Source organism: Streptosporangium sp. H13245 (assembly GCF_055690525.1).
The window spans coordinates 106750-129806 of sequence record NZ_JBSZKT010000004.1 but is presented as its reverse complement, the minus strand read 5'-3'; the positions used below and the strand labels follow the sequence as shown (position 1 = coordinate 129806).

Annotated in this window: 19 protein-coding genes and 2 pseudogenes; 10 read left to right on the top strand and 11 right to left on the bottom strand. The window is 69.9% G+C overall.

Features of this window, described 5'->3' with window-relative positions; translation table 11 throughout:
• Nucleotides 1-77: 77 nt before the first annotated feature.
• Complete coding sequence (locus ACW9TB_RS10395) at nucleotides 78-3557, bottom strand: BTAD domain-containing putative transcriptional regulator (protein WP_472747750.1); 3480 nt, start codon at nucleotides 3555-3557, stop codon at nucleotides 78-80.
• A 240-nt stretch (nucleotides 3558-3797) separates the two neighbouring features.
• On the opposite strand from ACW9TB_RS10395, the pseudogene ACW9TB_RS10390 reads away from it, so the two are divergent.
• A pseudogene (locus tag ACW9TB_RS10390) lies at nucleotides 3798-3965 on the top strand (transposase); the annotation flags it as partial.
• A 134-nt stretch (nucleotides 3966-4099) separates the two neighbouring features.
• On the opposite strand, the pseudogene ACW9TB_RS10385 reads toward ACW9TB_RS10390, so the two are convergent.
• Both ACW9TB_RS10385 and ACW9TB_RS10380 read right to left on the bottom strand, forming a co-directional pair.
• A pseudogene (locus ACW9TB_RS10385) lies at nucleotides 4100-4231 on the bottom strand (IS3-like element ISTesp3 family transposase); the annotation flags it as partial.
• Between the two features lie 366 nt (nucleotides 4232-4597).
• Nucleotides 4598-5683 (bottom strand): GlxA family transcriptional regulator, encoded by a 1086-nt coding sequence (locus ACW9TB_RS10380; protein ID WP_472747749.1) that lies wholly within the window; start codon nucleotides 5681-5683, stop codon nucleotides 4598-4600.
• 1310 nt (nucleotides 5684-6993) lie between these two features.
• Here ACW9TB_RS10380 and ACW9TB_RS10375 point away from each other — a divergent pair.
• From ACW9TB_RS10375 to ACW9TB_RS10355, 5 genes are all read left to right on the top strand, one after another.
• A complete protein-coding gene (locus tag ACW9TB_RS10375; protein ID WP_472747748.1) occupies nucleotides 6994-7464 on the top strand; it encodes a GAF domain-containing protein in 471 nt (156 codons plus the stop codon).
• Nucleotides 7465-7509: 45 nt separating this feature from the next.
• On the top strand, nucleotides 7510-8217 hold the full coding sequence (locus ACW9TB_RS10370) for a GAF and ANTAR domain-containing protein (RefSeq protein WP_472747747.1): 708 nt from the start codon (nucleotides 7510-7512) through the stop codon (nucleotides 8215-8217).
• Complete coding sequence (locus ACW9TB_RS10365) at nucleotides 8214-8558, top strand: STAS domain-containing protein (RefSeq protein ID WP_472747746.1); 345 nt, start codon at nucleotides 8214-8216, stop codon at nucleotides 8556-8558. The genes ACW9TB_RS10370 and ACW9TB_RS10365 overlap by 4 nt, the downstream gene beginning before the upstream one ends.
• Nucleotides 8559-8569: 11 nt before the next feature.
• On the top strand, nucleotides 8570-9679 hold the full coding sequence (locus tag ACW9TB_RS10360; protein WP_472747745.1) for a quinone-dependent dihydroorotate dehydrogenase: 1110 nt from the start codon (nucleotides 8570-8572) through the stop codon (nucleotides 9677-9679).
• 232 nt (nucleotides 9680-9911) lie between these two features.
• Nucleotides 9912-10115 carry a heavy-metal-associated domain-containing protein gene (locus tag ACW9TB_RS10355; protein ID WP_386262249.1) on the top strand — a complete coding sequence of 68 codons (204 nt, stop codon included), beginning with the start codon at nucleotides 9912-9914 and terminating at the stop codon, nucleotides 10113-10115.
• Between the two features lie 93 nt (nucleotides 10116-10208).
• Here the strand turns inward: ACW9TB_RS10355 and ACW9TB_RS10350 are convergent, their stop codons facing one another.
• Complete coding sequence (locus tag ACW9TB_RS10350) at nucleotides 10209-11852, bottom strand: beta-N-acetylhexosaminidase (RefSeq protein WP_472747744.1); 1644 nt, start codon at nucleotides 11850-11852, stop codon at nucleotides 10209-10211.
• 131 nt (nucleotides 11853-11983) lie between these two features.
• Between ACW9TB_RS10350 and ACW9TB_RS10345 the strand changes: the two genes are divergently transcribed.
• Entirely contained in the window at nucleotides 11984-13510 is a 1527-nt protein-coding gene (locus ACW9TB_RS10345; RefSeq protein ID WP_472747743.1) for a N,N-dimethylformamidase beta subunit family domain-containing protein, read from the top strand.
• A gap of 15 nt (nucleotides 13511-13525) precedes the next feature.
• Here ACW9TB_RS10345 and ACW9TB_RS10340 read toward each other — a convergent pair whose 3' ends face one another.
• The 3 genes from ACW9TB_RS10340 to ACW9TB_RS10330 form a co-directional block, all read right to left on the bottom strand.
• A complete protein-coding gene (locus tag ACW9TB_RS10340; RefSeq protein WP_472747742.1) occupies nucleotides 13526-14455 on the bottom strand; it encodes an N-acetylmuramoyl-L-alanine amidase in 930 nt (309 codons plus the stop codon).
• Nucleotides 14456-14624: 169 nt separating this feature from the next.
• The gene (locus ACW9TB_RS10335; protein WP_472747741.1) at nucleotides 14625-14876 is read right to left on the bottom strand and encodes a hypothetical protein; all 252 of its coding nucleotides are present in this window, start codon (nucleotides 14874-14876) and stop codon (nucleotides 14625-14627) included.
• Between the two features lie 124 nt (nucleotides 14877-15000).
• Nucleotides 15001-16086: a LacI family DNA-binding transcriptional regulator gene (locus ACW9TB_RS10330; RefSeq protein WP_472747740.1), complete on the bottom strand. Its 1086-nt coding sequence runs from the start codon at nucleotides 16084-16086 to the stop codon at nucleotides 15001-15003.
• Nucleotides 16087-16221: 135 nt separating this feature from the next.
• On the opposite strand from ACW9TB_RS10330, the gene ACW9TB_RS10325 reads away from it, so the two are divergent.
• Nucleotides 16222-16947 carry a TetR/AcrR family transcriptional regulator gene (locus ACW9TB_RS10325; protein ID WP_472747739.1) on the top strand — a complete coding sequence of 242 codons (726 nt, stop codon included), beginning with the start codon at nucleotides 16222-16224 and terminating at the stop codon, nucleotides 16945-16947.
• Between the two features lie 374 nt (nucleotides 16948-17321).
• Here the strand turns inward: ACW9TB_RS10325 and bldC are convergent, their stop codons facing one another.
• Both bldC and ACW9TB_RS10315 read right to left on the bottom strand, forming a co-directional pair.
• Nucleotides 17322-17525, bottom strand: coding sequence for a developmental transcriptional regulator BldC (gene bldC, locus ACW9TB_RS10320; protein WP_013133571.1), 204 nt, complete (start codon nucleotides 17523-17525; stop codon nucleotides 17322-17324).
• A gap of 318 nt (nucleotides 17526-17843) precedes the next feature.
• On the bottom strand, nucleotides 17844-18701 hold the full coding sequence (locus ACW9TB_RS10315; protein WP_472747738.1) for a DUF8083 family protein: 858 nt from the start codon (nucleotides 18699-18701) through the stop codon (nucleotides 17844-17846).
• Between the two features lie 180 nt (nucleotides 18702-18881).
• Here ACW9TB_RS10315 and ACW9TB_RS10310 point away from each other — a divergent pair, with 180 nt between their 5' ends.
• Nucleotides 18882-19985, top strand: a complete 1104-nt coding sequence (locus ACW9TB_RS10310; protein WP_472747737.1) for a Leu/Phe/Val dehydrogenase — start codon at nucleotides 18882-18884, stop codon at nucleotides 19983-19985.
• Nucleotides 19986-20134: 149 nt separating this feature from the next.
• Nucleotides 20135-20368, top strand: coding sequence for a DUF3073 domain-containing protein (locus ACW9TB_RS10305; RefSeq protein WP_344747622.1), 234 nt, complete (start codon nucleotides 20135-20137; stop codon nucleotides 20366-20368).
• 187 nt (nucleotides 20369-20555) lie between these two features.
• Here the strand turns inward: ACW9TB_RS10305 and purM are convergent, their stop codons facing one another.
• Nucleotides 20556-21581, bottom strand: coding sequence for a phosphoribosylformylglycinamidine cyclo-ligase (gene purM, locus ACW9TB_RS10300; RefSeq protein WP_472747736.1), 1026 nt, complete (start codon nucleotides 21579-21581; stop codon nucleotides 20556-20558).
• A 28-nt stretch (nucleotides 21582-21609) separates the two neighbouring features.
• Nucleotides 21610-23055 (bottom strand): amidophosphoribosyltransferase, encoded by a 1446-nt coding sequence (gene purF / locus ACW9TB_RS10295; protein ID WP_362844424.1) that lies wholly within the window; start codon nucleotides 23053-23055, stop codon nucleotides 21610-21612.
• Nucleotides 23056-23057 lie beyond the last annotated feature (2 nt).

Genomic DNA, 23057 nt, shown 5'->3' with positions numbered 1-23057 from the left:
CCAGGAGCGGGCACCGAGTCCATGACAGGGCACTCGAAACGGCGTGACCGCCGAAGCGGCGAACGCTCCCAGGAGCCTCAGCCTTGCGGGCTCCGGCTCGGCTCCCGGGCCTGGACGTCGAGGCCGAGCTCGCGAAACAGCCGCGTGCTCTCCCGCCGGTAGGCCGCCCCGTCCGCGCCGGGCAAAATGGCGCCGAGTACGCGTAACGTGTGTGCTTCGCCCGGCCGGTGCCCTGTCTTACGGTGGATCTCCAAAGCGATCCGCGCGTTCCGCACCGCCCCTTCCAGGTGGCCGGCCGTCAGCATGATGCCGGCGAGCGCGGTGTGGGCCTGCCCTTCCAGAACGCGGAAGGATCGTCCGCGGGCGATCTGGAGGGCCTGTTCGGCGAAGGAGGCCGCATCGGGGTCATGGAGGGCGTCGGCCGCGATCGCCCGCCCGACCAGGGCGAAGCCCCTGACGAGCGGGTGGGCGTCGCCGACCAGGCTCGCGGCGCGCTCATGATGCTCGATGGCTTGGGCGGGGTGGCCGGTCATCTGCCGGATCCTGCCCAGCGCGTTGTGCGCCAGCGCCTGTGCGTGGCGGTCGTCGAGGTCGCGGCTGTAGGCCAGCGCCTCCTGGCCGAGAGCCAACGCGGCGTCCTGGTCATCCAGATCGCAGCGCACCTCGGCCAGCACGATCAGGCAGGGCATCTCGACGGCCGGAGCCGTGGCCAACACGCTGCGAGTGCGTGCTTGGTCGAGGTGTCGGAGCGCCTCTTCGAAGTCCCCCCGCAGGTGACAGACCTCGCCGAGGTTGAGAGCGATCATGCCGTCGGTGTCCGGATGCAGCTCGACGGCCTTGGTGAGATGACGGAGGGCGTCCGCCAGCAGGCCGAGCTGGGCGTAGGCCGCTGCGAGATTGACGTGCTTGACGCCCAGCCAAGTCGTCCGGCCGTCCTCCTCGTCGAGCTCGATGCCCCGCAGCAGACTGCGGACCGCGTCCTGCAACTGCCCGAAGCGCATGTAGTGGCCGCCAAGATTGTTGACGATGGAGGACGCGCCGGCCTTCCATCCGCCCTGTCCGGCGAGAACGAGCGCCTGCTCGTACAGCGAGAGGGCTTCGGGGCGCTCCTGGAAGACGTGCGCGTCCGCGAGGGCCAGCAGAGCCGCGGCCTGTCCGACCACCTCTCCCTCCTCTGCGGCCGCTTCCGCGGCCGCCCGCGCGCAGGAAAGCCAGTCGGCCATGTTCCCGCTCGCCCAGAAATGGCTGCGCATCGCGTCGATGAGCAGCCACGCCGATCGTCTGGGCCCGGAGCGGGCCGCGGCGTAGACCGTGGCGACCAGGTTGCGGTGCTCACAGGCCAGCCATCGCGTCGCCGCGGTGAGATTGGTGAACTGTGCCGCCGTCACGCCCTCGGAGAGGCGATGCAGGGGCAGCCTTCCCCAGTGCGGATGGCTGTGTTCGACGACGGCACGGACGGTCAACAGGTACCAGTCGTACAGGCGCTGCTTCGCCTCCGCCACGCTCTGCGGCCTCTCCTGCATGGCGGCGCGCTCGGCGGCGTACAGGCGCAGCAGATCGTGGAAGCGGTACCGGCCGTGTTCGCCACGGTCGATGAGGTTCGCGGTGGCCAACCGGGCGAGTTCCGGCCTGACCTCCTTCACGGTGGACCCGGTGAGAGCGGCGGCCGCCTCGACGCTGAAGTCGGCTCCGGGCACGAGACCGAGCAGCCGGAACAGCCGGGCCGTGGATGAGGGCAGCGCACCGTAGGAGAGTGCGAAGGCCGCCTCGACCGCCGTGCTCGCCGTGCCGTCGATCGCCAGTTCGGCCAGCCGATCGCCCTCCCTCAGGGCCGTGATGTAGTCATGCACCGTGGCGTAGGTCCTGCGGCTGATGTTGGCCGCCGCGATTCGCAGCGCCAGCGGTAACCGCGCGCAGAGCTGGGCGAGTTGCTCGAGCAGCGGCGCGGGCGTGTCGCGAAGGTCCGGGCCGAGCGTCTTGACCAGCAGGGTCGTGGCCTCCTCCGTGCTGAGCACGTCCAGCTCCACGATGAGCACGTCGTCGTGGACCTTCAGGCCGGACAGGTCGTTGCGGCTGGTGACGACGACCGCGCTGTCGCGGTTCGCCGGGATGATGGGGCGGACCTGCTCGGAGCCGGTCACGTTGTCCAGCACCAGCAGCAACCGGCGTCCAGCCGTGAGAGAACGGAACAGTGCGCTGCGGGCCTCCAGGTCGAGCGGGATGGTCGGTGGCGGAACGCCGAGCGCGAGCAGGAAACCGGCCAGCACGTCCGCGGCCGTCTTGGAGGCGTGCTCGGAGTAGCCGTGCAGGTTGTAATAGAGCTGCCCGTCGGGAAAGCGGTGCCGTACGAGATGGGTCCAGTGCACGGCCAGCGATGTTTTGCCCACTCCGGCGGTGCCGCTGATCACCGATACCCTGGCCGCGGCCGGATGCGCGTCCGTGGCCGACAGGTACGCGTTCAGCATGCCGATCTGCTCCTCACGGCCGGTGAACGTGGCGATGTCCGGAGGCAGCTGGGCGGGGACGGCTACGGCGGCCTGAACCGGCTCGGCGGGGGCGTTCTGAGCCGCAGGTCCGTCGTACTGAAGGACGCGCGCACGGGCGTCCTTCAGCTCCGGGCCCGGGTCGATGCCCAGCTCGTCCCTGAGACGGCCGCCGAGGTCGTCATACAGCCGCAGTGCGGCGGCCCGCTGCCCGGACGCGGCGAGGGCGAGCAGGATCCGCGCGTTCAGTCCCTCATGGAGAGGTTCGGCGTGCGCGACCTCACGGAGCCGCTCCAGCACGGGCCCGGCATGGCCTTCCTCCAGGGCGACATCGGCGTACTCCAGCAGAGCGGTGAGACGCTGCTGGGCCAGCGCGACCACCACGGGGTGTTGGAACGTGTACGAGGGAAGATCGGCCAGCGGCTGTCCTCGCCACAGCGACAACGCCTTGTCGTATACCTGGCATGCGTCCTCGGGCCTCCTCGCGGCATGATGAGCCGTGGCCCGCTCCAGCAGGTCGGTGAACTCCAGCAGGTCGCTCTGGCCCGCAGCCAGAGTCAGCTGGTAGCCCGCTCCGGAGCGGGCGATCAGCTCCTCGCCCGCTCCGGCGTCACTGAGGAAGCGCCGGAGCCGCGACACGTGGCCGTGCACGAGATTGAGATAGGACGCGGGAATATCCTCTTCCCACAGGAAGTCGACGATCTCCGTGTGCGTGACGACGCGGCCGGCACGCAGCGTGAGCAGTCCCAGGAGACGACGCTGCGAGGGAGGCGCCAGGTCGATCACGTTCCCGCGCACCCGGATGGTCAGCGGCCCTAGCACGTCGATGCGCAGGATCGGGGGCGCGACGGGCCGCGCGGGCGTCCGCTCGGCGTCTTGGAGCAGGTCGAACTCGGCGACGGACAGGCCGATCGCCTCGGCGAGCCTGCGCTTGGACCGGCTGTGCGGCCGCAGGACGGCACCCTGCTCGATGTTGCGCAAAGATCGGACGTTGATGCCGGCGCGATCAGCCAGTTCTTGCTGGGTGATCCCGGTTCCTCTCCGATAGGCGAGCAGGAACTCCCGCAAGCTCATTGAGCCTCCCCTTGGCACATGCCGACCCCCGATGGTCAAGTTACTGTCTCCCGACCTCAAGAACCTCCGGTTTGTGCTGGTAGATTTATGTTCTTTCAGTGCGTACATAATGGTGAATCCCCATCACCGCACGCCAGGGGCCCGTCACGGAGCAGGCCCTAGTAGTGCTTTGTCAGGTCAGTCTGTTGTGGCTGGTCGGGTCGGCGGTGAGGTGGTTTCGACGCGGGCGTGATGCTCGACCGCCAACGCCTGGCCACGCGCGCGGTCGATGCGATCGGCGCGGCGGCGTGGGTGATCGACGACACCGGTTTCCCCAAGGACGGCAAGGGATCGCCGCGTGTTGCCCGGCAGTATTCGGGCACGCCGGGCAAGGTCGGCGACCGCCAGATCGGCGTCAGCGTGCACGCTGGCGTTCTCCCCGAGGTGTGGACACCCGGTTTCACGCAGCCGGTGCGGTCATTTCATCATGCTGATTTTTATAGATGGCCGGAGGTAGGTTTCCGATCGCCGAATGCCCGCGACGGTGATTGTCGCAGGCGATTCAGACGACGTGAGTACGGATCCACGACCGTGGCCAGATAGAGGGACATGCCGCCACCAACGGGCAGACACGTGATGTCGCCCACGTAGCGGCTGTTTGGCCGCTCAGCGGTGAAGCTGCGCTGGAGCAGGTCCGCCAGCGTCGTGACCGGCCCGGCGGTGCACAAGAGCGCGCCGGTCAGCTCGAACAGCTCATCGGCCCGAGCGGTCAGACAGGCGTAGAACTCGCTGCGGAAGCCCGACAGCTGCGCCATCGTTTCGGTACGGAGATCTTTCTGGTGTGTGGCTGGGCCGCATGTCGCAGCGCGTGTCGGCATGGACCTCACGGCCATCGCCTTCATCGTGATGTCTTGGCGACTCGACGATGAGGCGGTGGCCGCTTTCGCGTCCAGCATCCGAGCCGTTACAGCCCCCACATGGCCTGTCGCAGCGAATGCGCAGCTCGGAGGTTGAACAACAAGCCAAGAGTCCATGGAAGAGGGAGGGGTCGCGGCGAGTGTCTACATCGTGTCGCGGCCTGACGCGAGCTTGTCCGGGCCCGGCCGCTCGCCGGAACGATCGAGCTCCCGCCGGTAGTCGCGCGGAGAGACGCCGTGCCGGTTGATGAAGTGAGTGCGGAGCACCCCGCTGGACCCGAAACCGACCGCGTGGGCGATCTTCTCGATTGTCAGGTCGGTCGTCCTCAACAGTTCCTCGGCGTGGTCGAGGCGTTGCTCGCGCAGCCACGCGTACGGCGTGGTACCGGTGACGTCACGGAAGCGGCGGGCGAAGGTACGCGTGCTCATCAGCGCTCGCCGGGCCAGGTCGGTGACCGACAGCGACTGCTGAAGCCGGTCGCCCATCCAGTGAAGGAGGTCTGCCAGCTGGGTCTGGTCGGAGTCCGCGTGGGCCGTCGCCTCACCGAGGTCGGGGCGCCTGCCCTGCTCGTCCGCGTGCCGCGACACGATCATCACGTCCCGGATCACGGAGCTGGACACGGCCATGCCGTGTTCGCGGCGCAGCAGGTGCAGGCACATGTCGATGCCGTTGGCCCCGCCCGCGGCGGTCACGATGTTCCCCTCGTCGACGTAGCGGGCGGTCTTGTCCACAGTGACCCGCGGATGGGCCGCCGCCATCTCGTCGGACAGAAGCAGGTCGGTGGTGGCCTGACGACCGTCCAGCAGGCCGGTCTCGGCCAGCAGCAGGGAACCCGTACCGTAGGCGGCGATGGTAGTCCCCCGGTGATGCGCGCGATGGAGCGCGTCCACGAGCGGCCGACGCGCGGGCGAAGGTGTGGCGATGGCGGGCAGCAAAATGATCAAGTCGGCGGTCTCCAGGGCCTCCAGACCGCGCTCCACCTCCATGAGCACACCCAGGTCGGTGTACAACGGGCGTTCTTCGTCGCTGCAGATCCGGTAGGTGAAGGCGGGCAGTCCCAGGTCGGACCGGTCAGCGAAGATCCTGCCGATCGTGCTCAGCTCGAACAGGCTGACGCCGTGCGTGGCGTACGCGGCAACGAAACGGAAAGGGACTTTCGTTACGTACTGGCTCGATTCATCATGAAACGAGCCGGAGGTGGGCCACTGTCTCGGCGTCGTTTGGACCACGGGGGTTCCTTCCGGACGGGAAGTAGTTCGAGGCCCACATTAGGAAAGCGCGATGACTGGATACTGGACGACGTCTGCACGTCGTGTTCGGGAGCGGATCTTCATGCGGCGCTCTGACGTGCGCAAACGCGGCGCAGTTAAAAATGGACCGGAAAAAGTGCCGCGTATCGGCGTAAATCCGGTCATCCGGGCGAGCTGTGTCCCGATGTCTCGGCCGATCCTCACTGAGACAAGGCGATATCCGCCAACCTCCTTGCGCCTTCTGCCACTCCTCCGCCGCCCCGCCCCAGGGTTGAAGCGTTCTCGGCCGGTGGGACACGCGCGGGCTCGACGAGGCTGGTTGGTCGAGGGCATCCCCCGTGGGGTGAACGAAAAACGCGGCCCCCGATGATCGTTGGTTGTCCACGCCAGTCGAGCAAGAACAGGGGTCGCGTTCGCGTGCGGGTCTGTCCAGTGAACGGTGTGACCCGGTTTTGACTGCTTCTATTTGGACACCTCCGCGCCGTAGACCTCGGCCAGGTGCGCGGAGATCTCCCCGGTGGTCAGGCCCGTGGCGGCCAGCGAGATGACCATTGTTGCCGCTGCCGTGTCCGGCCGGGTGCCGCACCCCGGGCGGCAGGGAGGGTTACGAGACATCCCTTGTCCGAGGTTCGGCATCTCCTCAACCGCCATGGTTGGGACGGATCGGCATAGGAGTCCACGATCGTGCGGGAACAGTGAAGCTCATCAAGCGGCTGAACGCGCTGGCCGGAAGCCCGCATAGGGCCTGCTCCAGCAGCCCTCGCGGATGAGCGTCGGAGGGGCGGCACGCCTCAACTCCGCAACCACGAACCACCGGATCCGTCAGCCGGCGAGCCGGCCCGTGAACGGTCCCGGCCCAGCGCGCCACCGCGTCGGCGATGGCGCCCGGCCACAGACGCGAGTGCTCGGACGTGGCGATCTCGCTCTGCGCACGCGCCGCAGGCCGGCGCGGCCTCAGCTGCGCCGTCGCACCACGGTAGGAATCACCATGGGTATACATCTATATACTCAAAGTGGCAGTTGTGCTCCTGGTGGCAGGGCGATCATGGTGAAGACAACGTTGGGAAGTTCCCACAGGTGACATTTATCTCTGGAAGCCGGTGACAGGTGCCGCTGGGAACGAGCCTCCAGGCGCCAGCACAGGCCCTTCAGCTGGTGACAGTTACCCCTGGGAGCGCACCAAGGCGGGGAACCGCTTGGCCGGAGTCATCGGGCAGCACTAGGCTCTGATCCGCAGATCATTCCGCCCTGTGTCCGCGGAGCTACCTCGACGTGGAGGAAGCCCGCCCATGACCCAGGTTCTTGAATTCTCTCAGCTCGTCGACCGTACGCTGAGCGCCCTCGCCGACGTCCTCGGCTCCGACGGGGCGGCACTCATGCTGATAGACGACCACGACCGGTTGCGCGCGGTCGGAGGGTCCGACGACCGGGGCCGGCGGCTGGAGCTGATCCAGGAGCAGATCGGCGCCGGTCCGGCCATCGAGACCCTGACCCGCGGCGAGGACGTCGCGGTCGACGACCTGCGAGCGGCCAGGCCCCTCGGCTTCCCCGGCGTGGCCGCGCGCGTCTCGGAGGTCCGGGCGGTGCTCTCCGTGCCGTTGCGGGCGGAGGAAAGGTTGATCGGCACCCTGAATTTCTATGACCGGACGAGCCATGAATGGCAACCCGCGAAAGTCCGGACGGGAGAACGCCTCGGCGAGCTCATGGTGATGGTCCTTCAGGCCATGGCCCATAGATCTCCTCTCACAGGGAAGCCGTAGTGTGCACTTCAAGTAACCAGGTCGACGCTGAAAGGCGCCCCACATATGACTCACATTGATCCGGAAGCGCTGGTCGCGAGCCTGAGAAGGCTCCAGACGACCTCGTCCACCACAGGCATAGTCCATCAGTTGGAGCGTGCCGTGGATGTGGTGAACTCGCTGTTCGGATATGCGGGTGCGGGTCTGATGTTTGCGGAAGAAGGTAAAGATCTTCGCTATTTGGTCGCCACCGATGAGCGGGGACGCAGTCTTGAGGGCGCGCAACTCCATCTCGGTCAGGGGCCGTGCGTTTCCGCGTACGAGGAGAATTCCGCGGTGACCTCAAGCGATGTGCGTGTCGACCCGCGCTGGCCGAAACTCGCCGACCGGCTCCACCCGGAGGTGCGGGCGGTGGCCGGGGTTCCGGTGCGGCTTGGCGGCGAGCCGGTGGGCACGCTGAACGTCTACCAGGCCGGGTTCTACGAGTGGGACGAGTCGGACGTCCAGGCGCTCTACGGCTACGCGGACGTGATCGAGCAGCTTCTCACCGCCGCGATGGCCGCCGAGGAGAAGAGCGCCCTGGCCGACCAGCTCCAGTACGCCCTCGACTACCGCGTGGTCATCGAGCGGGCGATCGGCTACCTGATGGGAAAGCACGACCTCACCGCCACCCAGGCCTTCACCGGGCTGCGAAAGCAGGCCCGCGACACCCGCCGCCGCGTCGCCGACCTGGCCGCCGAGGTGCTCGGGGAGGGGGCGGGCGAAATACGGTGATCCTGCTCACGTCGCCGGAGCCCTCCGAGAACAGGGTCGAGATCACCGTTTACGGTGATCTCGACGCTGTTAGGGGCGTCGAGCTGCGGCGTGTCCTCGGCACGCTCACCGTGGCGACGGTGGGGCTCGACCTGGCCCACGTGGTCTTCATCGACTGCGCGGGCGCCCGTACCCTCCTCCGGGCCGACGAGCACATGCGCGGCCTGGGCCGCGAGCTGGTCATCCTGCGGACGTCGGGCCCGGTGCTCCGCCTGCTGCGGCTGCTCGGATTCGACCGCCACCTCATGATCGGGAACCCCGGGGACGCGGTCGGCGCGAGCCGCGTCCCGCCGGGGCACTAACCTGATCGGTGATGTATCGATTCGTTTTCTCGCAGGTCCTCAGCCGCCTCGACCCGGAGGACGCGCACCATCTGACGGTGCGCGCCCTGCGCGTCCTCTCGGTGACGCCCGTGGTCAGGCGGCTGGTCCACCGCCGTCTCGCGCCACGCGACCCCGCGCTGCGCGTGCAGGCCTTCGGCGTGCACTTCCCCGGCCCGTTCGGGCTGGCGGCCGGTTTCGACAAGGACGCCGGCTGCGTGGAGGCCATGTCCGCGCTCGGCTTCAGCCACGTCGAGGTCGGCACGATCACCGCCCACGCCCAGCCGGGCAACGCCAGGCCCCGCCTGTTCCGCCTCGTGAGAAACCGGGCGATCATCAACCGGATGGGCTTCAACAACGCGGGAGCGTCCGCCGCGGCCCGGCTGCTGGCCAGGCCCCGGGGCGTCCCCGCGATCGTCGGCGTCAACATCGGCAAGACCAAGGTCGTGCCCGAGTCGGGGGCCGCCGCCGACTACGTGGCCAGTGCCAGGGAGCTCGCCCCCCTGGCCGACTACCTGGTCGTCAACGTCAGCTCGCCCAACACCCCCGGCCTGCGCGACCTTCAGGCCGTGGAGCTGCTGGGACCGCTGCTGCGGGCGGTGAAGGAGGTCGCCGACGCCACGCCCAAGCGCACCCCGCTGCTGGTCAAGATCGCACCCGACCTGGCGGACGCCGACGTGGACGCGGTCGCCGACCTCGCCCTGGAGCTCGGGCTCGACGGCATCATCGCCACCAACACCACGATCGGCAGGCAGGCGCTGGCCGGTACGGAGCCCGCTGGCCGTGACCACAGCCGCGAGAGCGGCGGCCTGTCGGGGCGCCCGCTGAAGGCCCGGTCGCTGGAGGTCCTGCGCAGGCTGCGCGCCAGGGTGGGCGACCGCCTGGTGCTCGTCTCCGTCGGCGGCGTCGAGGACGTGGACGACGTCTGGGAACGCCTGCTCGCCGGGGCCACGCTCGTCCAGGGCTACAGCGCGCTGATCTACGAGGGGCCCTTCTGGGCGTATCGCGTCAACCGCGACCTCTCCCGCCGCCTCCGCCGTCACGGCGTGGTCGACCTCCGCCAGATCATCGGCCGCACCGCGGGCCGAAGCGCCGTGACCTGACCGGGCCCGACCAGACCCGTACCGTGACCAGGCCGGGTCAGGTCGCGGCGCGATCCGACCGCGAGATCTACCCAAAACGGCCTGATCCGATCACAGCCTGCTCCGGTCGCGATGCGGTCCGAAGTGTCGCGGGCCGAACCTTTGCGGCGAGGTCTGATTTATCGTCCCCAGCGGGCCGGAAGGCCGCCGACGATATACCCTGGGTGGGTAACCTCAGGACATTGGAGGCACGATGAGCACGACCACATACACCGTCACCGGCATGACCTGCGGCCACTGCGTGAGCTCGGTCAAGGAGGAGGTCGGCGAGGTCCCGGGTGTCACCGGTGTCGACGTCGACCTCGCGACCGGCAGGGTCGACGTCTCCGGTGACTCCTTCGACGACACGGCCGTCCGCGCCGCCGTCAAGGAAGCGGGCTACGAGGTCTCCGCCTGATCGGACGGCCGCGCGGGACACCACCCCACGGGCGGGGGCGCCACCGCGCGGCCATCCCGACCGCGGGCCGGGGTCGTCAGGGGCCGGAGACCGTCACATGCTGGGACGGGTCGAGTCGGCCTCGTGGGTCATCTCCTCCAGGTGCTTCATGACCTCGTCCACCTTGACGACCCCCGGGCGGTGGCGCCGGTGGCCCGCTCCGCCGAGCTGCCAGGGACGCGGGCCGGTCAGCGGCCGGTATTCGACGCCGAGCGCGTCGAGGCGGCCCAGATGCGTCTCCAGCCGGGCGTCGAACCCGGTCCCGGCCGAGCCCGACCAGGTGACCTCGGCCAGCGCGCACCCCCGGGGCCAGGCCCGGTAGTCCACCGCGCGCCCGTCGGGCAGCCGCTCGCTCCACAGCTGGAACTGCGCCCCGAGCACGCGTTCCCGCTCCTCGGCCGTCCACGACTCCGGCGCCGGGGCGTAGGCCGCGACGTCGGAGACGGTGGTCGCGTCGCCGATCGCCACGGGCTCCTCCTCGGAGGAGGCCTCGGCGTAGTCGAAGTACAGCGGGAAGACCGGGGTCTGCACCACGTCGTGCCCGGCGGCGGCGGCACGCCTGGCCACCCCGGGGCCGCGCCAGGGCATCACGATCGTGTCGGGCCTGAGCATGCCGCTGACGAACGCCTCGTCCCACACCACCGCCCTGCTGCCGCGTTCGGCCAGCTCGTCCGCGAGCCGCCGCAGGAACCAGGCGTGCAGGTCGCTCACGCCCTCCAGCCCCAGCTCCGCCTGGAACGCGACGATCTCGGGGGAACCGGCCCAGTCGTCGAGCACGCACTCGTCCCCGCCGATGTGGACGTACGGGGTCTCGCCCAGCGCCTCCACGATCTCCTCGATCACACCGGTCAGGAAGTCGATCGTCTCCGGCAGCGGGGACAGGATCGCGGGGGAGATGCCCCAGCGCTCCAGCACCGTGAAGGGCTCGGGCGAGCGGCCGCCGGTGGCGCGGGCGTCGAACTCGGGGTAGGCGGCGAGGATCGCCGAGGCGTGCCCCGGCACGTCGATCTCGGGCACGACCGTCACGGCGCGGGCCCGCGCGTAGGCGCCGATCTCGGCGAGGTCCTCCAGCGTGTAGTAGCCGCCGTGCGGTACGTCGTCGAAGGCGAGGTCCTCCCCGTAGTAGCTGGTGGCCGTGCGCGGGCGGTGCGCGCCCACCTCGTGCAGCCGGGGGTGCCTGCGGCTCTCGACCCGCCACCCCTGGTCGTCCACCAGGTGCAGGTGGAGGCGGTTCAGCTTGTGGACCGCCATGATGTCGACCATCCTGAACACCTCGCGCTTGGGCATGAAGTGCCGCGCCACGTCCAGGTGCACCCCGCGCCAGGAGAACCGGGGCGCGTCCCGCACCTGGCCGAGGGGAACGCTCCAGCTCGCCCCCGTACCCGCCACCGCGCGGAACGCCGCCGAGGGCAGCAGCTGCCGCAGTGTCTGGCCCGCGTAGAAGGCACCGGCCCGGTCTCCGGCCGCGATCCGCACGCCCCCGTCCGTCACGTCCAGGACGTACGCCTCGGCGCCGAGCGAGGCGTCGGACTCCACCGTGATCGTCCCCGCCTCACCGGGACGCGGATCGAGGACGGCGAGCGCGAGGCGTACGGCGTCGACCAGCTCGTCGGGGCCGGAGACGACGACTCCGCGGGGAAGGCCGAGGAAACCGCTGGCAGGGGTGAGAGCGGAGGGGAACGGCAGGAGGTCAGTCATGGTTTAAATCATGCCAAATCACCAGCGAGATAAGCCCTTCACACCGGCGAGCCCGGACACGGAACCAAGAACCGCCCAAGTACCGCGCGGGAGAACCGGGGGAGACCCCTCGCGCGGACATGCTGCTGCTCATGTTCCAAGCGTCCGGGCGCCCGGCCCGCACCCCGCTGGCGATCCTGGTGACGATCATGCTGGCCGCCGGGTGCTCCGCCGCCGTCGAGCGGCCCACCGACCCGCCCACGCCCACCCCCTCGGGGTCCTCGTCCGCGGTGCGCAGCGCCGAGGGGGACAACGCCACGGTGACCGAGAACGCCAGGGAGGGCGATCCGGGCTGGCGGGCGCGCCGGCGCGGCGCCGAGCACGAGATCGAGGGCTTCGCCGACCAGGTGAGCGTGCTGCCGGGCCAGAGCTTCCGGCTGTACGTCTCGACCACCGCCGACCGCTACACCGCCAGGGCCTTCCGGATGGGCTGGTACGGAGGAGCCGGGGCCAGGCAGGTCTGGCGGGCGGCCGGGCTGCCCGGCACGCGGCAGGCTCCGCCCAGGACGATCGCCGCCACCGGAACGGTCACCGCCGCCCACTGGAAGCCCGGACCCGAGGTCGACACCTCGGGGTGGCCGGAGGGCTCCTACCTGATCCGGCTGGACGCCGCCACCGGGGGACGGCGCTACGTTCCCCTCACCGTCAGGTCCGCCTCCACCCGGGGACGCCTGGTCGTCGTCAACGCGGTCACCACCTGGCAGGCCTACAACGACTGGGGTGGCCGCAGCCTCTACAAGGGGCCCGGCGGCTTCGGGGACAGGTCCCGGGCCGTCAGCTTCGACCGCCCGTACGACACCTCGGGGGCGCGGCTCTTCCTGGACATGGAACGTGACGCCATCGAGCTCGCCGAGCGCCGTGGCGTACCGCTCGCCTACGTCACGAGCCTGGACCTGGACCGCGACCCGCGCGTTCTCGACGGGGCGAGGGGCCTGGTGTCACTGGGCCACGACGAGTACTGGTCGGCGGGCATGCGCCGCACCGTCGAGACCGCCCGCGACCACGGCACCAACCTCGCCTTTCTCGGCGCCAACGCCGTCTACTGGCGGATCCGCCTCGCCGAGACGCGTCTGGGCCCCCGCCGCCTGGTGGTCTGCCACAAGGACGCCGCCGAGGACGCCTGGACGGTCCTGTGGCGTGACACCGGCAGGCCGGAGAGCTCGCTGACCGGCCCGATGTACGACTGTTTCCCCTCCGAGTCCGCCTACGTGGTCGGGCGTCCCGGCAACTGGATCTTCAAGGGGACCGGGGTGCGGCGCGGCACCACCTTCCCCGGGATGGTGGGCGTGGAGACCGACAAGGTCGGCGCGGGCGTGCCGCGCCCGATGGAGGTCCTGTCGGTCTCCCCGGTCAACTGCGGCGGTCGCGCCACGGTCGCGCACAGCGCCTACTACACCGTGCCGAGCGGCGCCGCCGTGTTCAGCTCGGGCACGATGCGCTGGGTGTGCGCGATGCGGGGCGCCCGCTGCGGCCACGGCGTCACGGAACGGGCCGGGGCCTTCGTCCGCAGGGCCACCGGGAACATCCTGCGGGCCTTCGCCGAGGGCCCGGCCGCGCGCCGCCACCCGGCCCGCGACAACCTCGAACCCCTGGGCCTGGACGGCCCGGCGGGCCGCTGACGTGCGGTGTCCCGGCTACTTCAGGTACTGCTGCAGCCCGTTCGCCAGGGCGAGCGCGATCCTCTGCCGGAACGCCCCCTGCTGGAACCTGGCCGCCTCGGCGGGGTTCCTCATGTTGCCCGACTCGATGAAGATCTTGGGGACCGTGGAGAGGTTCAGGCCGCCGAGGTCGTTTCGGTAGTCGAGGGCGTTCTTGCCGATGTAGGTGGAGTACGGCAGGCCGGTGCCGCGCCTGAAGGCGTCCCTGACGTCCAGGCCGAGCTTCCTGGAGGCTCCGACCACCGGGTCGACCGGCCCGCCGATCTTCTCCGGCATGATCACGTGGAAGCCTCGGTTGCCGGGGCTCGACCCGTCGGCGTGGACCGAGATCGCCGCGTCCGCCTTCGCCCTGTTGCCGATCGCGGCCCGCTGGGTGATGCACGGCCCGACGCCGGAGTTGCCGTCGCGGGTCAGCTTCACCGTCGCGCCGCGGCTCCTCAGGATCTTGGCCAGACGCTGCGAGACGTCCCAGGTGAAGGCCGCCTCGCTGTAGCCGTTCGCGGTGGCGGTGCCCGTGGTGTCACAGGCCTTCCACTGGGTCAGGACGTTGACCTTCTTGTTGATCTCCGCGGGATGGCGGTAGTTCTGCCCGTTGTGACCGGGGTCGATGACCACGACCTTGCCGCTGAGCGAGCTGGGCGAGCTGGGCGAACTGTCGCCCTGGCCGCTTCGCCCCGGGGCGGGACTCGCCGAGGGGTCGCTCACCGCACCGGCCGCCGGGCCGGTCAGGGCGCCGGACGCCGGAGCCGCGGCGGCACCGGCCGCCGGAGGAACGGGCCCGCGCTCTCGCGGGAGGTCCGCGCCCGCGGTGGTACCGCCGCAGGCGGCGGCGCCGAGCCCGCACAAGACAAGGGTCGTCGCGAGTGCTTTGCCGGTCACGCTCATCGCCCCCAAGGAAGTCGTCAACCACCCAACCTACGCGGCCAGGAGGCGTGACTCAGCCGTTGTCGCGATATGTACCCGTCCGTCACGGATTGTGACACCGCTGCCCGCTGGACGCCCTTGCCCGCCGGACGCGCCTGCCCGTCGGACACGCTCTCCCGGTACGGGGAGGGACGCGACGCGTGCCCGCCCGTCACCAGGCGTGCTCGCCGACCTCCTGCTTCTGCAGGAGCGAGGCGAGCTCCCTGGCGTCCTCGGCGTCCAGCCCGAGGACCACGCGCGGACGCCCCCACGGATGATCGATCGAATGGGCCACGTAGCTGGCCACGGACTCGGCCCCGGCGTCGCCGCCGTTGCGGCCCCGGGCGGCCCGCCAGTGCGCCCACGCCCGCTCAAGCTCGGCCGCGGCCCGCTGGGCGCATGACACCAGTTCCGGATCACGCATGTGTTACCCCCCTCGTCTCGGCCAGAGTCAACACCGGCGGCGCGTCGCCGTCCGCGATGTTGGCCTGGATTTGGGGAGGTCATGGAGCCTGCCTGGGCGCACTGTAACGCTCCAGGCAGGCTCTTTACCCTTCGACGGCGCTCGTGCTGTGCCGTACGACCAGCTGCGGCGCGACCTGGCGCAGGCGCGAGGCCTTGCCGGGGTCGCCGATCCGGTCGTTCAGCAGCGCGGCGGCGGAACGGCCCATGGCGCGGCGCGGCTGGTCCACGGTGGTCAGCGAGATCGGCTGGGTCCCCGCGCGGTGGATGTTGTCGTACCCGACCACGGAGAGGTCCTCGGGAACCCGCAGGCCCAGCTCGGTGGCCGCGGAGAGCACGCCCATGGCGACCCGGTCGTTGGCGGCGAAGATCGCTGTGGGGCGGGGATCGCGCGTGAGCAGGCTGCGGGCCGCACGCGCGCCACCCTCCTCACTGGACTCGCCCTCTTCGACCATGATGTACGGCGCCAGGGAGTGCCTGCGCATCGCGACCAGGTAGCCCTCGCACCGGAAACGCCCGGAGGAGATGCCCGAGGCCTCGATGTGGGCGATCCTGCGGTGACCGAGCCCCACGAGGTGGTCGACGGCCAGACGGGCGCCGAGCTGGTCGTCGTCGACGACGATGTCCACGCCGCCGAGGTCGATGTCGCGCTCGCCCACCACCACGGTCGGCGTGTAGCCGGTGGCCTCGATGAGCGTCCCGCTGGTGGGCGCGATGCCGAGCAGGACGAGCCCGTCGACGCGCAGTTCGAGGAACGCCTCGACCGCCTCGTCCTCGAAGGCCGGGTCCCACTGGCTGTTGCCGATGAGGAGCCTCAGCCCGTCGCCGTGCAGGCTCTCCTGCAGGCCGTCCAGGAACTCCGCGTAGAACGGGTTGTGCAGGTCGGCGACGAGCGCCCCGACCAGGTGGGTACGACCCTCGACCAGGCTGCGCGCGACAGCGTTGGGCCGGTAGCCGAGGTCTCTGGCCGCCTGGAGCACGGCCTGCCTGCGATGCTCGCTGACATGGGGCGATCCGCGCAGGACGAGCGAGACCAGTGATTTGGAGACACCGGCTCGTTCTGCCACGTTGCGGATCGTGGGTCTCGGGCGTGGTCCGCCCCCGTCGGACAAGACGGGCTCGGCGAACCCGCGGGCTCGGGTGACGGTGGTGTTGACCGGCGGTCCTGACATGGCTCTCCCCCGCGATGGTGGATGGGCACCTGTCACTCAAAACGATCGAGTTCCGAATGGGGTACGGCTTGTGCGGAAGGGAACTGCGATCTTGACCAAGCGGCCGGGCGGAACGGCTCCGATAGTCTTCACGATGTGGGGTCGACATCCGGAGCCGCGGAACGGGCGAAACCCGTGGCGGCGGGCACGCGACCGGCGCGGCGCAGGCTCAGTGTCGACCGGCGCCGCGAGGAGCTCATGGCGGCGGCGTTGGAGCTGTTCAGCAGGCACGACACCGAATACGTGTCGATCGACGACGTGGCCTCCGCGGCCGGAGCGTCGCGGGCCCTGGTCTACCACTACTTCGGCGGCAAGCAGGAGCTCTACGTCGCCGCGCTGAGGAGCGCCGCCGCCGAGCTGGAGGCCAGGCTCAGACCTCAGGGGGGCGGCACCCCGCTGGAAGAGCTGGCCGGGGGCCTCACCCGATACTTCGACTTCGTGGAGGAGCACGCGACGGGCTTCGCCGCGCTGCTCAGGGGCGGTCCCGCCAATCGCAGCGGCGAGGTCGGGGAGGTCGTCGACTCGGTCAGGCACCGGCTGCTCAGGCTGATCATGAAGCAGCTGCGGGCCGAGGAGCCGGGTCCCGTGCTCCGGGTCACGCTGCGCTCGTGGATCGCCTCCGTCGAGACCGCGGGTCTTGACTGGCTGGAGCGTCGCGACATCGAGCGCCCGGCGCTGGAGCGAATGCTGGTCGGCCAGATGGTGGCGCTGCTCGGCGTGGCGGCCGAGCACGATCCGTACGTCGGCGAGTTGCTTGACAACTTGGTCAGAGACCGGGCGAGCCGTCCCGCGGACCGGGAGAGGTCCGGGACGGACGGCTGAGAAGGCCCCTCGGGGCAAGTCCTTCGGGAGCACAGGCCCGGTCGTTCAGGACACCCGCCTCCATTCAGGGCACATGCCGCCGACAGGAACCCGTGAAGATCCGCGCGGGCCGGTTCGGCGCATCGGAGATGTCGGGAAGGACATCCGCGCGGGCCGCGCAGGGCACACGCTGTCGCTCGAAGTGCTCTCGCGGGCCGCTCGCCGGGCGTGTCCGGCCGCCTGGAGCACGTGCTGGAGGGTGGCACGTGCCGTGGGCGGGGCGTGTGCTGGGGCGGCGCCGGGCGGGCGACGCCGCTCCCCACAAAACCCGTGTGGCCTACACGCTCAAAGGGTGAGCGCGCACCAATCCCCCTAGGTCAGTGACGGCCCCCGTCTTACTCTGAGCGCTGCTGCGGAATCCCCGCGAGCAGCGCGCGAACCTCAGTCTCCCGGTACCGGCGGTGTCCACCCAGGGTGCGGATGGACGTCAACTTGCCCGCCTTCGCCCACCGGGTCACGGTCTTGGGATCGACGCGGAACATGGTTGCGACCTCCGCCGGGGTGAGCAGCGGCTCTGCCTCGGGTGTACGAGCTGACATTTGTGCGGCCTCTCCTCCATGTGGACCGGCGACAGCGATCCTGCGACTTGACGCTTGTCACGGATGTCCGCCTATGGCCCTTGCGTGCGGCTGTTTGGGCCATATGCGGCATCACCCGATGTGACCATACAGCCACGTAGAGCGATTGGCGAGCCTTTGAGCGACTCATCTCTCTTGTGCACGTGTTGTTGTCACGCTCGGTGATTCTAGCGACACGTTTCGTGGTATCGCAGTGAAAACGGCAAACTACTCAGTTCGTAGGTGCATCCCCGGTCATCGACGGACCTACTTACGCAGGTCGGAGGGATGATTTGCGACTCAGTTTGCTGATTCGAGAAGTTGTATTGATCGCCAGCGGAGGATGACGCGCTGGTACATGGCGAACGCCAGTTCTTCCTCGCCTTTTTCCAGACCTGTCAGCGCCGCCGCGAGCTCCGCCACGGATTCGTCGGCCTGGAGTGTCTCGTCGTCCATGAGGTTGACGATGCCGCCGTAGTCCAGCTCGACGAGCGAGTGCGGGTGGAACTCCTCCAGCCAGCGCGCCACGTCCTCGACCTCGGCGGTGACCGAGACCTCGCCCACCTGCCTCCTGATGATCTGCAGGGCGCGGGCGCTGCGGCGCCTGGCGTGGGCCATGGAGGTGACGTAGATCAGGTTGCGCGTGGTGGTCGTGCCCGCCTGGCCCTCGCCGCCGTCGATGACCAGCCAGCGCTCGTTGCCGTCGAAGGGGACGAACCAGGAGGTCGGAACGTGCCAGGTGGAGCCGCGGATGTGCGTGCGCAGCGCGGCGGAGTCGGTGCGGCGCTTGAACCGGTCGAAGTCGTCGGCCGTCTGCTCCGCGACGGCTGGTGGGACGAAACGCTCCATCAGCTTGGGCGGGGTCGCCCCGCGAAAGCGTGAGAAGGCCAGCCACGACCTCAGCCTGCTCTGCCACGGGCAGACGTACAGGACCTCCTCCACGCGCCTCAGATAGGCGTTGGGGCTCTCCTGGGCGGGTGCCGGGGCCGGTGGCACCCCGAGGAGGCGTCGTACCGCCTCGCCGTGCTCGGCGTGGAGGGCGCCCGCCCGGCGCGGCCGGTCGGCCGCCTCGGCGTAGGCGGCCCACGAGACGCGCTCCGCCGGGGCGAACGCGGCCAGCGGTTCGTAGACACGGAGGTACGCGGCGTAGGGCAGCACGACCGCATCGTGTCACGAAGAACCGGTCGTTGTCCGTAGCGGGCCCGCTTCCGAGGTGGCCGTCTCGGACACTGAGATGGGACGTTCGCGCACGTCGTCCCTATTACGGACTTGTGGTTACGCTGAGGGTGATCTCCGCCGCGACGGAGCGGCGGGAACGGACGACTGGGAGTCACCACAGTGACCGACGTCTTCGGGCTGTCCCACAAGGACGCGGGCCCGGCAACCGGCCAGACGAGGCACGAGCAGGTCGTTTTCTGCTCCGACGAGCGAAGCGGCCTTCGCGCGATCATCGCCATCCACAACACCGCCCTGGGCCCCGGCCTGGGCGGCACCAGGTTCTATCCCTACGAGAGCGAGCAGGCCGCGCTGACGGACGTGCTCAACCTCTCGCGGGCGATGGCCTACAAGAACGCCCTGGCGGGACTCGACCTCGGTGGCGGCAAGGCCGTCATCATCGGCGACCCGGCGGCGGACAAGAGCGAGGCGCTGCTGCGCGCCTACGGCAGGTTCGTCCAGTCGCTCGGGGGCCGCTACTACACGGCGTGCGACGTCGGCACCTACAGCGAGGACATGGACATCGTGGCCCGCGAGTGCTCGTACGTGACCGGCCGCACGCTGGCCAACGGCGGGGCCGGCGACTCGTCGATCCTGACCGCCCTCGGCGTGTTCCAGGGCATGCGCGCCGCCGCCGAGCACGCGTACGGGACGCCGACGCTGCGCGGCAGGCGCGTCGGCGTGGAGGGGGTGGGCAAGGTCGGCCACCGGCTGGTCGGCCACCTCGTCGAGGACGGCGCGGAGGTCGTGGTCTGCGACGTGAGCGAGCGGGCCGTGGAGCGGCTGCGGCGGACCTACCCGCAGGTCGAGGTCGTCGCCGACCGGCTGGAGCTCACCGCCGCCGACGTCGACGTCTACGCGCCGTGCGCCCTCGGCGGGGCGCTGGACGACGAGACGGTGGAGCGCCTGCGCGCCACGATCGTCTGCGGCGGGGCCAACAACCAGCTGGCCCACCCCGGCGTGGAGAAGCGGCTCGCCGACCGAGGGATCCTCTACGCGCCCGACTACGTGGTCAACTCCGGCGGCGTCATCCAGGTCGCGGACGAGATCAGGGGGTTCAACATGGAGCGGGCGCAGGCAAAGGCCACCCAGATCTACGACACGACTCTCAAGATCTTCTCCAGTGCGGCGGAGGATGGCGTCCCCCCGGCCGTCGCAGCCGATAGGCTGGCTGAGCGCAGAATGTCGGAAGTCGGGCGAATTAGGGGCATTTGGCTGGGCCACTAGCCCCACACGCCCATACGACGTACCGAGCCGGGCGTAAAACGGGTACGGTTGTAGGCGAACGAGAGCTGACGCCTAAGTCAGGTGGCGTCAGTGCGTGGTGCGTTAGCGACGAGGGGTCGGGCACGACCCCACACGAGGGGGTCGAGCCAATGGGGCGCGGCCGAGCAAAGGCCAAGCAGGTCAAGGTTGCTCGCCAGCTGAAGTACAACAGCGGTGGCACTGATCTTGAGCGTCTGCGCGACGAGCTCGGAGTCAGAGACGACTCCAACCACAATGACGACTCCAACGACGCCTACGACGAGCTGGCGGATCGGTACGCCGATTACGCCGATGACTTCGGCTCCGGAGATGACCGCGACGACGGGACATCCGGCCGCCGCTAGGCGGATTTCAGGTTGACGTGAGCAGGGCACCCGGCGGTGAGCACAAGCCGCCGGGTGTTCTTCTCGCTACGAGTCGACAATATGCGGCGCTCCGGTGGTCCGGAGCGCTTTTCGCCGTTCCCGTCGCACATCCGGTGCTTCCTCTCCCGTCCCGGCCGGTGTCACCGGCCGGGAGGGAAGGCGCGGATCAGCGGAAACGTGCCAGGCCCGAGCCCTCGACGACCTCGCCGAGCACCCAGGCGGGGAGGTTCCGCTCACCGAGCAGCGCCAGCGCGGGGTCCACGGCCTCGGCGGGGACGACCGCGGCCATGCCCACGCCCAGGTTGAACGTCCGGTCCATGTCGGCTTGGGCCACCCCGCCGTGCCCCGCGAGCACCTCGAAGACGGCGGGCGGGGTCCACGACGAGCGGTCGAGCAGCGCGTCCAGCCCGGGGGGCAGCGAGCGGGACAGGTTGCCCGCCAGACCGCCGCCCGTGATGTGGGCGTACGCGTGGACGTCGACCGCGCGGGCCAGCTCCAGGCAGTCGAGGGAGTAAATCCTGGTCGGCTCCAGGAGCTCCTCGCCCAGCGTCCGCCCCAGCTCGGGCAGCTCGGCCTCCAGCGACAGCCCGGCCCGGTCGATGATGTGCCTGACCAGCGAGTAGCCGTTGGAGTGCACGCCCGAGGAGGCCAGCGCGAGGACCACGTCGCCCGCGCGGACCCTGTCGCGGCCGAGCATCCTGTCGGCCTCGACCACCCCGGTGGCGGCGCCCGCGAGGTCGTACTCACCGGCGTCCATCGCCCCGGGGTGCTCGGCGGTCTCCCCGCCGATGAGAGCGCAGCCCGCCAGGCGGCAGCCCTCGGCGACGCCACCCACGATCTCGGCGATCCGCTCGGGGACCACCTTGCCGCAGGCGATGTAGTCGGTCATGAACAGCGGCTCGGCGCCGCAGACCACCAGGTCGTCGACGACCATGCCGACCAGGTCGATGCCGATCGTGTCGTGCTTGTCCAGCCGCTGGGCCAGCATGACCTTGGTGCCGACGCCGTCGGTCGACGTGGTGAGCAGCGGCCGCCGGTACGACAGCAGGGCCGAGGCGTCGAAGAGGCCGGCGAAGCCGCTGGCGTCGTCCACGACCTCCGGCCTGCGCGACCGCGCGACCTTCGCCTTCATCAGCTCGACGGCACGCTCGCCCGCGTCGATGTCCACTCCGGCGGCGGCGTAGCTGGTCATGAGGCCTCTCTCTGCGCGCCGGGCCCGCTCAACGCTTGGCCTCCAGCACGTACTTGCCCACGTTGTCCTGGTCGATCGGGATCGGATACTCGCCGTCGAAGCAGGCGCGGCAGAGCCGGTCCGCGGGGATCGTGGTGGCCGCGGTGAGGCCCTCCAGCGAGATGTATCCGAGCGAGTCGGCGCCGAGCGAGGCGCGGATCTCCTCCACGCTGAGCGAACCGGCGATCAGCTCGGCCCGGGTGGCGAAGTCGATGCCGTAGAAGCACGGCCAGCTGACCGGCGGGGAGGAGATCCGGACGTGCACCTCCGTGGCGCCCGCCTCGCGCAGCATCTTGACGATCGCCCGCTGCGTGTTGCCCCGTACGATCGAGTCGTCCACGACCACCAGCCGCTTGCCCGCGACGACCTCTTTCAGCGGGTTGAGCTTCAGCCGGATGCCCAGCTGGCGGATCGTCTGGGACGGCTGGATGAAGGTCCGGCCCACGTAGGAATTCTTGACGAGACCTTGACCGTACGGGATCCCGCTCTCCTCGGCGTAGCCGACGGCGGCGGGGGTGCCCGACTCGGGCGTCGGGATGACCAGGTCGGCCTCGACCGGGTGCTCGCGGGCCAGCACGCGGCCGACCTCGACGCGGGTGGTCTGCACGCCGCGCCCGGCGATCGTGGTGTCGGGGCGGGCGAGGTAGACGTACTCGAACAGGCAGCCCTTGGGCTCGGCGAGCGCGAACCTGCGCGAGCGCACGCCGCGCTCGTCGATGGTGATCAGCTCGCCCGGCTCGATCTCGCGGACGAACGTGGCGCCCACGATGTCCAGCGCCGCGGTCTCCGAGGCGACCACCCAGCCGCGCTCCAGGCGTCCCAGGACCAGCGGGCGGACGCCCTGCGGGTCGCGGGCCGCGTAAAGGGTCTTCTCGTCCATGAAGACGAGCGAGTAGGCGCCTCTGACCTGCGGGAGCAGCTCGGCGGCGGCGTCGTCGATCGACTGGCTGCGGTCCTGGGCCAGGAGCGTCGTCAGCACCTCGGTGTCGGTGGTCGCCCGGGTGGACCCGGGGGCCAGACGCCTGGCCAGCTCCGGGGTGTTGATCAGGTTTCCGTTGTGGGCGAGCGCGAGCCCGCCGGACTCGGTCGAGCTGAGTGTCGGCTGGGCGTTCTCCCAGACGCTCGATCCGGTCGTCGAGTAGCGGCAGTGGCCGATCGCCAGATGGCCGCGGAGGGTTCCGAGCACGGACTCGTCGAAGACCTGGGCCACCAGCCCCATGTCCTTGTAGACGAGGATCCTGCTGCCCTCGCTGACCGCGATGCCCGCGGACTCCTGGCCGCGGTGCTGCAACGCATACAGCCCGTAGTAGGTGAGTTTGGAGACTTCTTCCCCAGGGGCCCACACCCCGAAGACGCCACATGCGTCCTTCGGAGGCCGGTCGTGGGGGTCAAGGTCATGGCTCAGATGGCCGTCGCCCTTCAGCACATGCTTCATTC

Excerpts from the sequence above, each read along its gene's own strand:
- ACW9TB_RS10395 (WP_472747750.1), bottom strand. The coding sequence starts at position 3,557 with ATGAGCTTGCGGGAGTTCCTGCTCGCCTATCGGAGAGGAACCGGGATC.
- ACW9TB_RS10375 (WP_472747748.1), top strand. The coding sequence starts at position 6,994 with ATGACCCAGGTTCTTGAATTCTCTCAGCTCGTCGACCGTACGCTGAGC.
- ACW9TB_RS10370 (WP_472747747.1), top strand. The coding sequence starts at position 7,510 with ATGACTCACATTGATCCGGAAGCGCTGGTCGCGAGCCTGAGAAGGCTC.
- ACW9TB_RS10360 (WP_472747745.1), top strand. The coding sequence starts at position 8,570 with ATGTATCGATTCGTTTTCTCGCAGGTCCTCAGCCGCCTCGACCCGGAG.
- ACW9TB_RS10355 (WP_386262249.1), top strand. The coding sequence starts at position 9,912 with ATGAGCACGACCACATACACCGTCACCGGCATGACCTGCGGCCACTGC.
- ACW9TB_RS10350 (WP_472747744.1), bottom strand. The coding sequence starts at position 11,852 with ATGACTGACCTCCTGCCGTTCCCCTCCGCTCTCACCCCTGCCAGCGGT.
- ACW9TB_RS10345 (WP_472747743.1), top strand. The coding sequence starts at position 11,984 with ATGTTCCAAGCGTCCGGGCGCCCGGCCCGCACCCCGCTGGCGATCCTG.
- ACW9TB_RS10335 (WP_472747741.1), bottom strand. The coding sequence starts at position 14,876 with ATGCGTGATCCGGAACTGGTGTCATGCGCCCAGCGGGCCGCGGCCGAG.
- ACW9TB_RS10330 (WP_472747740.1), bottom strand. The coding sequence starts at position 16,086 with ATGTCAGGACCGCCGGTCAACACCACCGTCACCCGAGCCCGCGGGTTC.
- bldC (WP_013133571.1), bottom strand. The coding sequence starts at position 17,525 with ATGTCAGCTCGTACACCCGAGGCAGAGCCGCTGCTCACCCCGGCGGAG.
- ACW9TB_RS10305 (WP_344747622.1), top strand. The coding sequence starts at position 20,135 with ATGGGGCGCGGCCGAGCAAAGGCCAAGCAGGTCAAGGTTGCTCGCCAG.
- purM (WP_472747736.1), bottom strand. The coding sequence starts at position 21,581 with ATGACCAGCTACGCCGCCGCCGGAGTGGACATCGACGCGGGCGAGCGT.
- purF (WP_362844424.1), bottom strand. The coding sequence starts at position 23,055 with ATGAAGCATGTGCTGAAGGGCGACGGCCATCTGAGCCATGACCTTGAC.